Source organism: Desulfogranum marinum, from assembly GCF_016918565.1.
Lineage (GTDB): Bacteria > Desulfobacterota > Desulfobulbia > Desulfobulbales > Desulfobulbaceae > Desulfogranum > Desulfogranum marinum.
Map to the genome: position 1 here is coordinate 63,659 of NZ_JAFFQD010000004.1, position 14,020 is coordinate 77,678.

13 protein-coding genes are annotated in these 14,020 nt (G+C 45.1%); 6 read left to right on the forward strand and 7 right to left on the reverse strand.

The window, feature by feature from the left end; genetic code table 11:
- The first annotated feature begins 30 nt into the window (after positions 1–30).
- A complete protein-coding gene (thiC, locus tag JWH17_RS04220) occupies positions 31–1,320 on the forward strand; it encodes a phosphomethylpyrimidine synthase ThiC (protein WP_232370888.1) in 1,290 nt (429 codons plus the stop codon).
- A gap of 201 nt (positions 1,321–1,521) precedes the next feature.
- Here the strand turns inward: thiC and katG are convergent, their stop codons facing one another.
- Together katG and JWH17_RS04230 are read right to left on the reverse strand one after the other, a co-directional pair.
- The gene (katG, locus tag JWH17_RS04225) at positions 1,522–3,681 is read right to left on the reverse strand and encodes a catalase/peroxidase HPI (protein WP_205221412.1); all 2,160 of its coding nucleotides are present in this window, start codon (positions 3,679–3,681) and stop codon (positions 1,522–1,524) included.
- Positions 3,682–3,692: 11 nt separating this feature from the next.
- Complete coding sequence (locus JWH17_RS04230) at positions 3,693–4,169, reverse strand: Fur family transcriptional regulator (RefSeq protein WP_205221323.1); 477 nt, start codon at positions 4,167–4,169, stop codon at positions 3,693–3,695.
- Positions 4,170–4,656: 487 nt separating this feature from the next.
- Here JWH17_RS04230 and JWH17_RS04235 point away from each other — a divergent pair, with 487 nt between their 5' ends.
- Positions 4,657–4,926 carry a DUF211 domain-containing protein gene (locus JWH17_RS04235; RefSeq protein WP_205221324.1) on the forward strand — a complete coding sequence of 90 codons (270 nt, stop codon included), beginning with the start codon at positions 4,657–4,659 and terminating at the stop codon, positions 4,924–4,926.
- 72 nt (positions 4,927–4,998) lie between these two features.
- Entirely contained in the window at positions 4,999–5,589 is a 591-nt protein-coding gene (locus JWH17_RS04240) for a VIT1/CCC1 transporter family protein (protein WP_205221325.1), read from the forward strand.
- A gap of 181 nt (positions 5,590–5,770) precedes the next feature.
- Here JWH17_RS04240 and JWH17_RS04245 read toward each other — a convergent pair whose 3' ends face one another.
- The 5 genes from JWH17_RS04245 to cutA form a co-directional block, all read right to left on the reverse strand.
- Positions 5,771–6,166, reverse strand: coding sequence for a DUF2391 family protein (locus JWH17_RS04245; RefSeq protein WP_205221326.1), 396 nt, complete (start codon positions 6,164–6,166; stop codon positions 5,771–5,773).
- A 43-nt stretch (positions 6,167–6,209) separates the two neighbouring features.
- Positions 6,210–6,740: a peptide-methionine (S)-S-oxide reductase MsrA gene (gene msrA / locus JWH17_RS04250; RefSeq protein WP_205221327.1), complete on the reverse strand. Its 531-nt coding sequence runs from the start codon at positions 6,738–6,740 to the stop codon at positions 6,210–6,212.
- A gap of 213 nt (positions 6,741–6,953) precedes the next feature.
- Positions 6,954–8,948, reverse strand: a complete 1,995-nt coding sequence (locus JWH17_RS04255; protein WP_205221328.1) for a DNA topoisomerase IV subunit A — start codon at positions 8,946–8,948, stop codon at positions 6,954–6,956.
- Positions 8,945–10,777 (reverse strand): DNA topoisomerase IV subunit B, encoded by a 1,833-nt coding sequence (locus JWH17_RS04260; RefSeq protein WP_205221329.1) that lies wholly within the window; start codon positions 10,775–10,777, stop codon positions 8,945–8,947. Before JWH17_RS04260 ends, JWH17_RS04255 begins: the two co-directional genes overlap by 4 nt.
- Positions 10,778–11,112: 335 nt before the next feature.
- Positions 11,113–11,442 (reverse strand): divalent-cation tolerance protein CutA, encoded by a 330-nt coding sequence (cutA, locus tag JWH17_RS04265; protein WP_205221330.1) that lies wholly within the window; start codon positions 11,440–11,442, stop codon positions 11,113–11,115.
- A 146-nt stretch (positions 11,443–11,588) separates the two neighbouring features.
- Between cutA and JWH17_RS04270 the strand changes: the two genes are divergently transcribed.
- The 3 genes from JWH17_RS04270 to JWH17_RS04280 are packed head-to-tail and all read left to right on the forward strand — an operon-like array spanning position 11,589 to position 13,984.
- A complete protein-coding gene (locus tag JWH17_RS04270; RefSeq protein ID WP_205221331.1) occupies positions 11,589–12,380 on the forward strand; it encodes a type III pantothenate kinase in 792 nt (263 codons plus the stop codon).
- A 1-nt stretch (position 12,381) separates the two neighbouring features.
- Positions 12,382–13,317 carry a S66 peptidase family protein gene (locus tag JWH17_RS04275; protein ID WP_205221332.1) on the forward strand — a complete coding sequence of 312 codons (936 nt, stop codon included), beginning with the start codon at positions 12,382–12,384 and terminating at the stop codon, positions 13,315–13,317.
- Positions 13,318–13,330: 13 nt separating this feature from the next.
- Positions 13,331–13,984: a hypothetical protein gene (locus JWH17_RS04280; RefSeq protein WP_205221333.1), complete on the forward strand. Its 654-nt coding sequence runs from the start codon at positions 13,331–13,333 to the stop codon at positions 13,982–13,984.
- Positions 13,985–14,020: the final 36 nt, after the last annotated feature.

A 14,020-nucleotide genomic window follows, 5' to 3' on the forward strand; every position in this document is an offset into this window, starting at 1 on the left:
GAGAAACATATACCTTTCGGAGTGAAAAAAATGACCACATACACAACCCAGATGGATGCAGCCAGGCAGGGTATTGTCACCAAGCAGATGCAGGACGTATTGGCTAGCGAAGCGATTACAGAAAGCGATCTTTTGACCAAAATGGCCAACGGTCATATCGTTATACCTGCCAATGTGAACCACACCAACCTTATTGGTTGTGGTATCGGCAGTGGGCTGCGGACGAAAATTAACGTCAATCTAGGTGTGTCTGAAGATTGCTGCGATGTTGAAGCAGAGCTGACGAAAGTTCATCGCTCGGTGGAACTCAAAGCAGACGCTATTATGGATTTAAGTACCTTTGGCGATACCCAGACGTTTCGTAAACGAACTATAGAAGTTTGCCCAGCTATGATTGGGACTGTACCGGTATATGATGCTGTAGCCCGTTATGGAAAAAATGTTGGTGCCATTACTGTAGATGATTTTTTTGATGTCGTTAAAATGCATGCAGAAGACGGGGTGGATTTTTTAACTATTCATGCCGGGCTGAATCGCACTGCTGTAGAGCGGTTGAAAAACAACCCACGTCTCACCCACGTAGTCAGTCGCGGCGGCTCGTTATTGTTGCATTGGATGGATGTTAATGATGCGGAAAATCCATTTTTTGAACACTATGATCGTTTGCTTGAAATGTGCAGAAAGTACGATGTGACCCTCAGCCTTGGAGACGGCCTGCGCCCCGGAAGCTTAAATGATGCTACCGATGCTGCTCAGATACAGGAATTGATTGTCTTGGGTGAGCTGACCAAACGATCATGGGAGGCCGATGTGCAGGTAATGATCGAAGGTCCTGGCCATGTACCGCTCAACGAGGTGGTTTCTAATATGCAGATCGAAAAAAAACTCTGCCATGGAGCGCCTTTTTATGTCCTTGGGCCCATTGTCACCGATATCGCCCCCGGTTACGATCACATCACTTCTGCCATTGGCGGAGCGCTGGCTGCAACCTATGGTGCAGACTTTTTGTGTTATGTTACTCCAGCAGAGCACCTGCGCCTGCCCGATCAGGACGACATGAAGGAAGGCATTATTGCCACTCGTATTGCTGCCCATGCCGCAGACGTAGCTAAAGGCATCCCCAATGCAATTGACTGGGATAACAAAATGAGTCATGCCCGAAAAGAACTGGACTGGGAAAAGATGTTTGATCTTGCCATTGATCCTGAAAAGGCACGTGCCTATCGTGCCTCTTCCCAGCCTATTGATAAAGATGTGTGCACCATGTGCGGCGATCTTTGTGCGGTCAAGCGCAGTCGTGAAATACTGGAGAAGGTATAGACTTAATATACTGCATTATGTAGGCAGGATAAAGCCACGTTATTTTGTTGAAAAGTGATGCTGCCGTAGATGTCTATTCTAAGCCATAAGAAAAGCGCAACATTTCGAGGTAGCAGAAATGTTGCGCTCAAAATAAATATAGGCTTTAGGAACTAATCCCTATTCGTTCCGCTGCTATTATGCTTTATTGTTTACCTTCATCTATGCAAGATCGAAACGATCAGCGTTCATAACTTTGGCCCATGCTGCGACAAAGTCCTGAACAAACTTTTCCTTGTTGTCATCTTGTGCATAGATTTCAGCATAAGCTCTGAGAATAGAGTTAGAACCAAATACAAGATCCACTCTCGTTGCCGTCCACTTAACTGTATCAGTCTCACGATCACAGATTTCATAGAGGTTATCACCGACCGGCTTCCATGTATAACTCATGTCAGTCAGGTTAACGAAAAAATCGTTCGTCAGGGTACCTTCACGATCTGTGAATACGCCGTGCTTTGTTCCACCATAATTGGAACCAAGCACGCGCATGCCACCAACCAGTACCGTCATCTCCGGAGCAGTAAGCCGCATCAGTTGCGTGCGGTCAAGCATTAGCTCCTCTCCACTCACCACATAGTTTCCCTGCAGATAATTACGATATCCGTCATGGAGTGGCTCCAGAACTTCGAAGGATGCGACGTCGGTCATTTCATCGGTTGCATCTCCGCGTCCGGGCGAGAAGGGTACACTAATATCAAAGCCGGCTTTCTTGGCAGCTTGCTCGACCCCGACGTTACCTGCCAGAACAATTACATCCGCAACACTTGCACCACTTTCAACTGCAATCGGTTCAAGTACGCCAAGCACCTTGGCTAGACGCTCGGGTTCGTTGCCTTCCCAGTCTTTCTGCGGGGCCAGGCGAATACGTGCTCCGTTGGCACCACCACGATAATCTGAACCGCGGAAAGTTCGAGCGCTATCCCATGCAGTAGAGATCATTTCGCTGATGGTCAAACCACTGGCAGCAATTTTTTCTTTTACAGCCTGTACGTCGTAATCGCTGCTTCCAGCCGGAACCGGGTCTTGCCAGATAAGTTCTTCCTGCGGCACATCGGGCCCGATGTACCGTGCTTTTGGCCCCAAGTCGCGGTGGGTCAGTTTGAACCATGCGCGTGCGAAGACTTTAGAAAAATATTCAGGATCTTTGTAGAAACGTTCAGCTATTTTGCGATACTCAGGATCCATCTTCATGGCCATGTCTGCATCGGTCATCATCGGGTTATAGCGAGTGGTCATATCCTCAACATCAACAGGCTTATCCTCTTCCTTGATGTTGACAGGCTCCCACTGCCAGGCGCCGGCAGGACTTTTCTTTAACTCCCACTCATAGTTGAGTAGTAATTTAAAATAGCCATTGTCCCATGTGGTTGGATTCGTGGTCCATGCCCCTTCGAGTCCGCTCGATACAGTGTCACGACCGATGCCGCGTTTTGTCTTGTTGTTCCAGCCCAGGCCCTGCTCTTCAAGACCGGCTGCTTCAGGTTCCGGACCAAGTAAAGAGGCATCGCCGTTACCGTGACATTTACCCACAGTATGTCCACCGGCTGTGAGTGCAACGGTTTCCTCGTCGTTCATCGCCATACGTGCAAAGGTTACACGCACATCATGAGCTGTCTTCAGTGGATCCGGGTTACCGTCTACACCTTCTGGATTAACATAAATCAATCCCATCATCACTGCGGCCAGAGGATTTTCCAAATCACGTTCACCAGAATAACGACTGCCTTCGCTGCCACTAGGGGCAAGCCACTCCTTTTCCGCCCCCCAGTAAGTGTCCTTTTCCGGATGCCAGATATCTTCACGTCCAAATGCGAAACCAAAAGTCTTCAGTCCCATGGATTCATAGGCAATCGTACCTGCATAAGCAATCAAGTCCGCCCAGCTGAGTTTATTGCCGTATTTTTTCTTGATTGGCCAGAGCAAACGGCGTGCTTTATCCAGATTCACATTATCAGGCCATGAATTAAGTGGCGCAAAGCGCTGGTTGCCGGTACCGGCTCCACCACGACCATCAGCGATACGGTAGGAACCAGCCGCATGCCACGTCATGCGAATCATAAGACCACCATAATGTCCCCAATCAGCAGGCCACCATGACTGACTGTCGGTCATCAGGGCATGCAGGTCTTTTTTGAGAGCGGCTACATCGAGTTTTTTGACCTCTTCACGATAGTCAAATCCAGTCCCCATCGGATTGGTCTTTACATCATGTTGATGGAGAATATCGAGGTTTAGAGATTTGGGCCACCAGTCCATGTTCGACATGCTGCTTTCTGTTGCACCACCGTGCATTACCGGGCATTTCTTTTCTTCGCTCATCAAAATACCTCCTATTGGTATGAAGAGTTTTGGGGTGTTTTTTCCGCAACGCAATTTGGGCAGACGCCATGCACCTCAAAATGAGTTGTTTTTATCTTCCCCTGTGAGTCAACGACTGCATCAGGCAGTGTAAAATTATCAAGTTCAGTACTGTAAAAGTCACGAATAATACCACACTGATCACAGACAAAATGGTGATGGCCGCTGAGATTGGCTTCAAAACGGGAACGCTCGCGGCCCAACCCAAGTGTTTTGATCAGTCCAAGATCGTTCAACAACCAAAGTGTCCGGTAGACAGTATCTAATGACACCGTTGGCAAACGTTCTCTGACTCGCTGAAATATCTTCTCGGCATCTGGATGATCACCGGAGCAGGCAACTTCTCGATATATCAAAACACGCTGTTGTGTCATCTTGATCCCTCTCTTCCGACAGATCGTCTCGAAATGGGCCATTCGCTTTTCTATTTCCTGTTTTTCGATTTCCATAGCTGCCTACGGTTAAGAATGAATTATTATCTAGTATCTAATCATCAATAATAGGCTGTCAACACCTGAACTCAATCATTCTGTTTAAGGACTTGACATTTATAACTGAGACAAAAATGATAAGGCCTTATTTCGGATATATCCATAATACGCACGGTCGTAGGTTGATGATGACCTTGGAAGTGACAATACTTTTCCTTACACCTTTGACATTCAAATAGTGTTATCGGATAATACCGAATAAGGGTACTTCACGGGTTGATAACTCTTTGATTTAGTATGTTTAAAGCTTTACCTACTTACAGGTGCTTCACGGAGTCTCTCGTTGGTCGCTTCTTATTTGGACAGCCACGATTTTCGCAGGAAGCGAAGACTCCGGTAGCCCTCTATGCAGGAGATCGTGACCGTCCGAAAGGTAAGCGGCCAACGAGAGACTCCGTGGGGTGCTTGTGAATAGTTATGACTAGAAATATTTGAGGAGAATGCAATGGCAAAAACAATAAGACTTGTACTTGACGTCCTTAAACCTCACCAACCAAATGCTCTTGATTTTGCATCCACTTTGGCTGAAATCGATACAGATTTTCGAGTGAAATTAACTGTTACTGAAGTTGATAAAAAAACTGAAAGTACGATAATTATCATAGAAGGATCAAATATCAACTTTACAGAAATCAAAAACTCAATTGAAAAAATGGGAGCATCGGTTCACAGTATTGACGAGGTTGAGATCGTTGGGGATATACAAGAAGAATAACTCACCCATCATTTAGAAACCAACTATAAAGTTTCCTTCAGCTGACGTGTAAGATTGTCCGGACCCGATAATATGATAGAGAATAAAAAATATATATTGTTGCACATCAGCAGAGCGAAAGCCATTGCCCGAAGATATTTCGTCACAAACGGCTTTGATGGAGCTTTGACGATGTTGGGCATGGTTACAGGGTTTCATATAAGTGGAATGCAAGAACTAACAACAGCTATTAGCGCCTGCGTAGGAGCCTCAATAGCATTATTTGTTAGTGGTTCGTGTAGTGCTTACTTGAGCGAGAAAGCAGAAAGAGAAAAAGAATTGCAAGAGATTGAACAGGCTTTGGTAAGCGAGCTCAAGGAAAGTTACTATGGAGAGGCAAAATTATTTATTCCAATATTTGTAGCGCTGGTTAACGGGTTATCTCCTTTATTGTTCTCCCTTGTAATCATTATACCAATTTTTTTAGCTGAGCATGGCTATCTTTTACCTCTTCCACCTTTTATTTGTTCTATTGTAGTTGCTCTTGTATGTATTTTTCTTCTCGGTGTTTTTCTTGGAAGAATCAGCAAAAAATTTTGGCTCTGGTCGGGTATCAGTACCTTACTCATTGCATTGGTTACAATAGCTGTTATTATCTTTTTAGGTGGTACCTATGATATATAGTTAATTTGTAAATCGTATGTGCTACCAGCCCTACCCTAGCTCATAGCGCATACATTTATTCGGAGATGCCAACATAGCGAGTGAATTATTTTCTCTTCCTATCTTACAACAACAAGCCAATCTACTTGGAGATACCCTTTTTCCTCTCTTCCTGATTATCGAAACGTTATTTGTTGACATTTCACTCTTTGTCGAAACCATCGACAACAATCGCTCCCATTGCTGCCGGCATTGATATTACAATCATTCTTTTTATTGCGATTAGTGGCTCTATTCTCAAGGGGAACTTATCGATTGAGAACAGTACAAGGGCAACGATGCACGCCGTGATCAAATAAGCTGCTACTATCCGAAAAACGAATACTGGTATCCGGTTTTTTATATCTCCTTGAAAGACGCTTTGGTAGGAAAAAAAAGAGAGAAATATCATTGATAAAGTAAAAATGAAAAGCAAATTGAACGTAGGAAGCGATTCCCCTAATTTCCAGGCCTCTTCTGAAAAGGATATAGGCACGGCTAATGCAAAAGCCCCTACGGATATCTGGCTTATATCCTCTAAGTTAAAATTTAGTTGCATTCGTTGTAACCCAAATTGTGTTTTTTAAGATACCCCTTATCCTTTACCCCCAAGTTTTTTTAAGGAAATTTTCCCGGCCGGAGCCAACGCGATACATTTTGTACCTGGTTGGGCTTTTGAGGTAGTAATCCTGATGGTAATCCTCTGCTGGGTAAAAAGCCGGAGCCGGAAGGATGGGTGTTACTATTGGTTTGTTGAAGACGTTTTGTGCTTCAAGTTGCTTTTTTGATTTTTCTGCTGCCACCCGTTGTGCTTCGTCGTAATAAAATATGGCGGTAGAGTACCCGTGACCGCGATCTACAAATTGTCCACCTTCGTCTGTGGGGTCAATCTGTTGCCAGAAAATGCCAAGTAATTGCTCGTAGGTTATCTTGTCAGGGTTATACACGACTTCCACTACCTCTATATGACCGTTTCTGTGGTAGTTCTCATAGGTTGGTTTGACGGTTGTGCCACCAGCATATCCAGCAACGGCTTCATACACGCCATTCATCTTTTCAAAAGGGGCTTCCATGCACCAGAAGCAGCCCCCTGCAAACATTGCTTTCGCCTGTTGTTGTGCGTCGTTTTGCATGGTCAATGTGTTCCCTCCCTATTACCTTTTCGTATAGATTTTAATCGGATTAAAAGTACTTATGTGGCGCATGGCAAATAATTTGCCTTAGACTCAATCTAAAACTGTTCGGGTAAACAATGCTCATTATCTGCTAACTGGCAAGGAGGGAGAGAGGTGTGTCGAAAAGGGCGACACACCACAAATTCACAATTGTGGAGTGTCGTGAGGGTGTTATTTGTCAAATCCGGGTAGTCCCGGTGCGGTGAGTGGTTGTTTACGGGGAGTGCCGGTGAGATTGCTCACCCGCCGTACAACCCGATTGGAAACGCGCTTGCCTTTGGCGTTTGCGCCCTTTATCAGGTAGTCGTCAAAATCCAGTTCCAGGCTGTTGTACTTGGCTCTGGAGGAAGGAACCAGGCTGACCCTGGCACGGATCTCTTTTTCCCCAGTCATCAAAAAAAGGATGGCAGAACGTTTATGGTCCTCAAAAAGGTGATACTCACGATTGAGAATAAACTTGGGCGTGGTGAACCTTTTTATATAGGTAAGGTTTTCCAGTCCGTTACGATAAATAAGATTAAAGGTCTGCTCCGGTACGACCAAACCCATCCAGACAAGATCACTACCGATAAAAAGTTTTTCCTGCACGCTGACAACCTTATACATCCCGTTTTTGAATATAAGCAAGATTCGATCGTATTCAGAACAACTCAGCTCAATGTCCTTACGTGGATTTTCAACTTTCAGTTTACAGCCGAGAAAACCACTTTCCTTTTGATAAACTAAATTAAGGTTGGAAAGGGCAGCTGCTCTGGCATCAACCTCACCCAGAATACCTAACTGACTTTTTCGCGGATATTCGGGGCCGTACTTATCAAGCAGTTTTTGAATATAGTTGATGGTAAAGGCCACAATATCTTTGAGATCATTTTTAATGAGTTTGATGTTCTTTTCGATCTCTTTAAGCTCTTTTTCCTGTCGGTTGATATCGTACCTGGAAATGCGGCGGATTTTTATTTCCAGCAGGCGCTCGATATCTTCGGTGGTGACTTTACGCTGCAGTTCCTCCGCAAAGGGGAGGAGTCCTTTGCGGACCACACTGATAACAGCCTTATAATTGGTTTGCTCTTCGATTTGCTTGTAGATCCGTTCCTCAATAAAAATCTGCTCCAGCTTGCGTGCGTGCCATTTTACAAGTAATCGCTCAAGCTCAATTTCCAGTTCCTTTTGCAGGTTGGTAACCAGCTTATCCGTATTTCTGCGCAAGGCGTCCTCAACTTTCACCACTCTAGGCATGTTGTCTTCAATGGCGATAAGGTTGGGTGATACGCTTATTTCGCAGTCGGTAAAGGCATAGAGTGCATCTATTGTCTCCTCTGCGTGAATGTTACGAGGTAGTTTTATTTCTACCTCAACTTTTTCCGCAGTATAGTCGTTGACCGAAGAAATTTTTAGCTTTTCGCTTTTGGCGGCTCTCTCAATGGACTCGATAAGCGAAAGGGTAGTGACGTTATAAGGCAGTTCCGTAATGTGAATAGTTTTACTGTCAGGTTGTTCTATCCGTGCCCGGCAACGTAACTTGCCGTTGCCATGGTCATAATCGCTGACATCAATGATACCGCCTCTGGGAAAATCAGGGTAAAGGGTAAAGTCCCTGCCCTCTAGATAATCTATCTGTGCCTTGAGCAGTTCGTTAAAATTGTGAGGCATAATTTTAGTGGCCATGCCCACTGCAATGCCTTCAGCACCGAGCAAAAGGAGCAAGGGTATTTTCACCGGAAGACTGACCGGTTCCTCCATCCGCCCATCGTATGAATCAATGAATTGAGTGAGATCCTTGTTAAACAGGGTTTCTCTGGCAAGCGGAGAAAGCCGACATTCGATATACCTGGGAGCAGAGGCCTGGTCGCCGGTGAAAATATTACCGAAATTTCCCTGCCTATCGATAAGGAAATCTTTATTGGCCAGGTTAACCAGGGCTGCAAAAATAGATTGATCCCCATGTGGGTGGAGCTTCATGGTTTCTCCGACCACATTGGCTACCTTATGGTAGCGGCCATCATCCATATTGTGCAGTGTTTGCAACAGTCTTCGTTGCACCGGTTTAAGGCCGTCGTCGATATCAGGAATGGCTCTTTCTCGGATAACGTAAGACGTGTATTCCAAAAAATTGGAATCAAAAAGTTTTTGCAGCTTACCGGGCTTTAATTCAAAGGATTCGGTCATACCGGCTCCAGAGTGAGATGATCCATAATATACTGACGGCGTTCAGGAGTGTTCTTACCCATGTAAAATTTGAGTACTCTGCCCACTTCGCTGAGCGAATCCATTCTAATTTGTTTTATGCGCATATCATCGCCGATAAACTGTTTAAATTCCGCCGGCGAGATTTCTCCTAAGCCTTTAAATCGTGTCACCTCAATACTTCTGTCCCCCTTGCCTTTACCCTTAAGCAAGCTGATAGCCTCGTCCATCTCTTTATTGGTATAGCAGTAATGAGTTTTTTGTTTATTACGTACCCTGAAGATGGGTGTTTCCAAAATATACAGATGACCGAGCTTGATCAGCGGTTCAAAATAATGCAGGAAAAAAGTAAGGAGCAGGTTACGGATATGGAGGCCGTCAACATCAGCATCGGTTGCAAATATTACTTTGTCAAACCGAAGGTTGGATATGGATTCTTCAACGTCCAGTGCTCGCATGAGAGAATACATCTCATCGTTTTTATACAGTACGTCCAGTCGTTGTCCATAGACATTCATCGGCTTACCTTTGATGGAAAAAACAGCCTGGGTCATGGGGTCTCGAGAACTGACAATGGATCCTGCTGCTGACTGACCCTCGGTGATAAAAAGCATGTTTTCCCTGCCGTCTTTTGACGGCTTGCCCCTTGAAGGGTGATATTTGCAGTCTTTTAACTGGGGGATTTTGAGAGCAACTTTTTTGGCCTTTGCCTTTGCCTCTTTTCTTACGGACTGCAACTCCTTGCGCACCCTTTCGTTTCGCTGTATTTTGTCGAGCACCAACTCCGCAGACTCGGGATGCATATACAGGAAATTGGCAACTGCATCCCTGGTGGCGTTGACAATATCGGAACGGATGTCGGTGTTGCCGAGTTTGTTTTTTGTTTGAGATTCAAAAACCGGTTCTTGCACCTTGACTGCCAACACAGCGACAAGACCGTCGCGAACATCCTGACCGGTGAATTTTTTGTCACTGAACTCATTGACTCCTTTTAAAAATCCTTCGCGAAAGGCAGACAAATGGGTTCCACCTTCACTTGTGTAGGTTCCGTTGACAAACGAAAAGTAGAGTTCCCCATAATCATCGGTGTGGGTAAAGGAAAACTCAAGGGCATTGCCGCTGAAGTAGCCCGGTTCGTATATCCTTTTGCTGTTGACTTCTTTTTCCAATAGATCCTGTAGACCTTTTTTAGAAAAATATTCAGTGTCGTTAAAGTACAGTTTCAGTCCTGCATTAAGATAGGCGTAGCGCCATAGTCGTTGGTCAACATATTCATGGTCAAAGGTGTATTCCGGAAACAGATCAGGATCAGGCAAAAATTCGATCAGGGTGCCGTTTTTTTCCTTTGTCTCCCCTTCCTCTTCTTCTTGAAGGTTGCCATGATCAAAAATCGCTTTTTTATATTTTCCATCACGAAAGGCACATACCGAAAAAAAGTTTGAAAGCGCGTTTACAGCTTTTGTCCCGACCCCGTTTAAGCCGACAGAGAACTGAAAGACATCGGTATTGTATTTGGCACCTGTATTGATAACGGAAACACACTCGACCACCTTACCAAGAGGAATGCCTCGACCATAGTCACGTATACGGCAGAGCCCTGATTGTTCAATGGATATGTCGACTGTTTTGCCGTATCCCATAATGAATTCATCCACGGCATTATCCACCACCTCTTTAAGAAGGATATAAATGCCATCATCCGGATGACTGCCGTCACCCAGTCGCCCGATATACATACCCGGTCTTTTTCTTATATGTTCAAGGGAACTGAGGGTTTTAATTTTTGATTCGTCGTACAGATGATTTGACATAGGCAGACTTTTATCCGGTGATCTTAAGATTTCAATCTCGTAGTTATAGAAGGTGCTTTTTTTGACAGCTGGGATATCGAGAAGGATTATTCCATCATGTGCACCCGTTCACAGTCCGGGCAAATCCAGGTGGGCCCATTGCTCATACCCCACTTGTTTTCGGCAAAGCATTCGGGGCAGATCTGGAAGCCACAGGTGCAATTCCAGCAAAATGGCTTTTCCTGTTTGCAGCAATGACACTTAAATTCCTTACGACGCCGTCTGCGTTTGTTTGATGGAGCGCTGTTACTCATTAAATTACTCTGTTCTTTTATATGAAAAAATGCTCAATATATTTATGCCGCATCCACATTCTGCAACTCACCAGCAAGCCAATCTAAGTAGGTTGCGGAGCCGAGTATGATTGGAGTTGCAATAATTTCAGGTTCGTCATAGGGATGGATCTGTTTAAGAGTCTCTTTTAGGCGGTTAAAAAGGCTGCTGTGCGATTTCATGGTACAGAGATATTCTTCCTCCTGATGTATTTCGCCCTGCCAACTGTAGACAGACATGCACTTGCTTATCTGGACACAACCGGCAAGCTTTTTTTTAACCACTTGTCCGGCGATTACAAGTGCGTCTGTTTCGTTGGCAACCGTTGTCTGTGCTTGAATATATGTTGACACTATTTACACCTCGTCAAATAACTGGTACAGAGTTTTCAAGATACGGGGAAGAGAGTCCACAATGTCGTTTTGCCAGAGGTATATTAACAACCTCGGTCAAAAAAAACAAATATTGCCCAAGGGTAAAGTAAACAGCTGGAGAGAAAATGCTTTTTACTGTTGATGTCGGCAACTCCCACACTGTCAGTGGGGTGGTGCACAACGACAAATTTATAGCCAATTGGCGACTGCAGTCCAATCAGGATAGAACAGCCGATGAACTTGCTATCCGTTACAATGCCCTCTTTCAGATGGCGAATATCGATCCTCGGCAGATTACCGGCTTTATTGTATCTTCCGTCGTGCCGACTTTGGAAACAAGCTGGCTCAATTTTGCCATGAGTTACCTGGTTGAACTCAAGCATCCGCCTCTTGCTGTTAATCATCTTTTGGATTTGGCCGGTTTAACAATTAAAATTGAAAATCCGGCTGAAGTTGGTGCAGACCGGATTGTCAATGCGGTGGCAGCCTGGGATCGTTTTCATTCGGCTTTTATAGTGGTTGATTTTGGGACAGCCATCACTTTTGACTGCATCAATGCTCAACATGAATATCTTGGCGGCACCATTCATCCTGGAATAGGTATTTCTCTGGATGCCCTGGCCTCAAGGACTGCAAAATTACCACGGCTGGATATTGATGTTACTCCGGAAAATCCCATTGGGACGACTACTGTAAAAGCAATACATTCCGGTATGTTATATGGGTTTGGCGGTTTGATAGATCGTATGACCGCCATTCTGGGGAAAGAAATTGCTCCTGAACAGGAAAAAGTGCAAACCATTGCCACCGGCGGGATGGCCGATGTTATACTGCCTTATGCCAATTCTCTGGACATTGCTGATAAGCAGTTGACCCTTTTAGGATTAAAACATCTGTATGCCATTAACACCAAATAGTATGAAACCTGTCCTGCCTCCCAGACTCAGAAAAGGTGACACCATTGGTTTGTTTTGTCCTGCCGGACCAGTCAGGGACATCAGAGCATTTGAGGGGGGAATCAATCTTATCAAAGAGCTCGGTTTTCAGATTAAACTACAGGGAGCCTTCCAGAACAATGACAATTACCTTGCTGATGGTGATGCGGCCCGCGCGCAGAATTTTCACGCCCTATGGGAGGATACTCGTGTACAGGCGGTTATGGCAATACGCGGCGGGTTCGGCTCGGTCAGGATGATGGAGCATATTGAGCTTGATCGACTGCAGCGCAATCCTAAAATGCTGATAGGTTTCAGTGATGTCAGTGCTCTTATCAGTGGAATGATTAGCCACGCAAATCTTGTGGCCGTGCATGGACCAGTTGTTACTTCCCTCACCTTGCATGATCAACAAAGTGTTCACCAACTATTCTCCCTGTTGACCGGCGAAGCAGAAGATTTGATTGCCGGTAAAGGTATGGAGATTTTACGCGGTGGCAATCGGAGAGGAAGAATTATGGGTGGTAATCTGACCACCTTAGTGCACCTAATAGGTACTCCTTGGGACTCTTCCTGGGAGAATGCTCTTCTTGTGCTTGAAGATACGAGTGAATCCTTATACCGACTGGATCGGATGTTAACCCAGCTTGCCTTCAGTGGCCGTTTGGACCGTTTGGCAGGACTTATTTTAGGCACTTTTGATCCTGGCAATTCTGATCGTCTGGAAACTCTGCGTTTGCAGGAACAGGTATGGCAACGTGCGCTGGAACTAACCCAGCGTTTTGATTTTCCTGTGTGGGCGAATTTCCCAGTCGGTCATCAAGCGGCTAATTTTGCACTCCCCATGGGGATGGAGGCGACCATGGATTCACAGACCGGCAAGCTGCGACTGCATACAGACTCTGTGCAGGTACTATGATGTTTTACTTTTTATGATAAAACGTTATTTTCTCACCATCATTTCCTTTCTATTGCTGTTGCTGGGATACGCTGTAACCTTGACACCCCTGGTCGTCATCGGAACCGGCCTGGAACAGCAAACCCATTTGCTTGCCTTTGGTATATGGGGGGTACTTGTATTTGGTTCACTGATACCGTTTCTGTCAATGATCATGCGCAAAATCTGGTTTTTTCGTGGACATGGAGAACCTGTGGCGCTGAAAATGCTGCAAGAAAAACTCCTTGCCGTTAATCATGGTAAAGGACCGGTCCTGGTGCAGGAAAAAAAGAAAAAATTTATCGTGACCTGGCACTACGCAAATCCTCAATGGTGCGAGTTGATGAACAGGATCGGTATGGATAGGCTTTATGAACTGCATCTGTTCTTTGACAATGCCACTAAAACAGTTGTTTTTTCTGACAAAAATCGTTCACTACGCTTCGTAGCTTGTCCTGAAAAGGTAAGGACTGGTTTTATAGCTAAGCCAAAGCTTTTTTTGAAAGTAAGTTTAGGGGAGCAATGGAGTGTCGATAATTATACCGGAGCGGAACCGCAGGACTACAGTTTTCTCCCGGGGGAAATTAAATCACCGGTCTTAGGAACAGTCCTGAAGTGCGGCTGGAATGTCCGGTTCAGTTTTTTTTAAGGGGTTTAAAGCTGCCTGATGCATGGCTCCGGACCA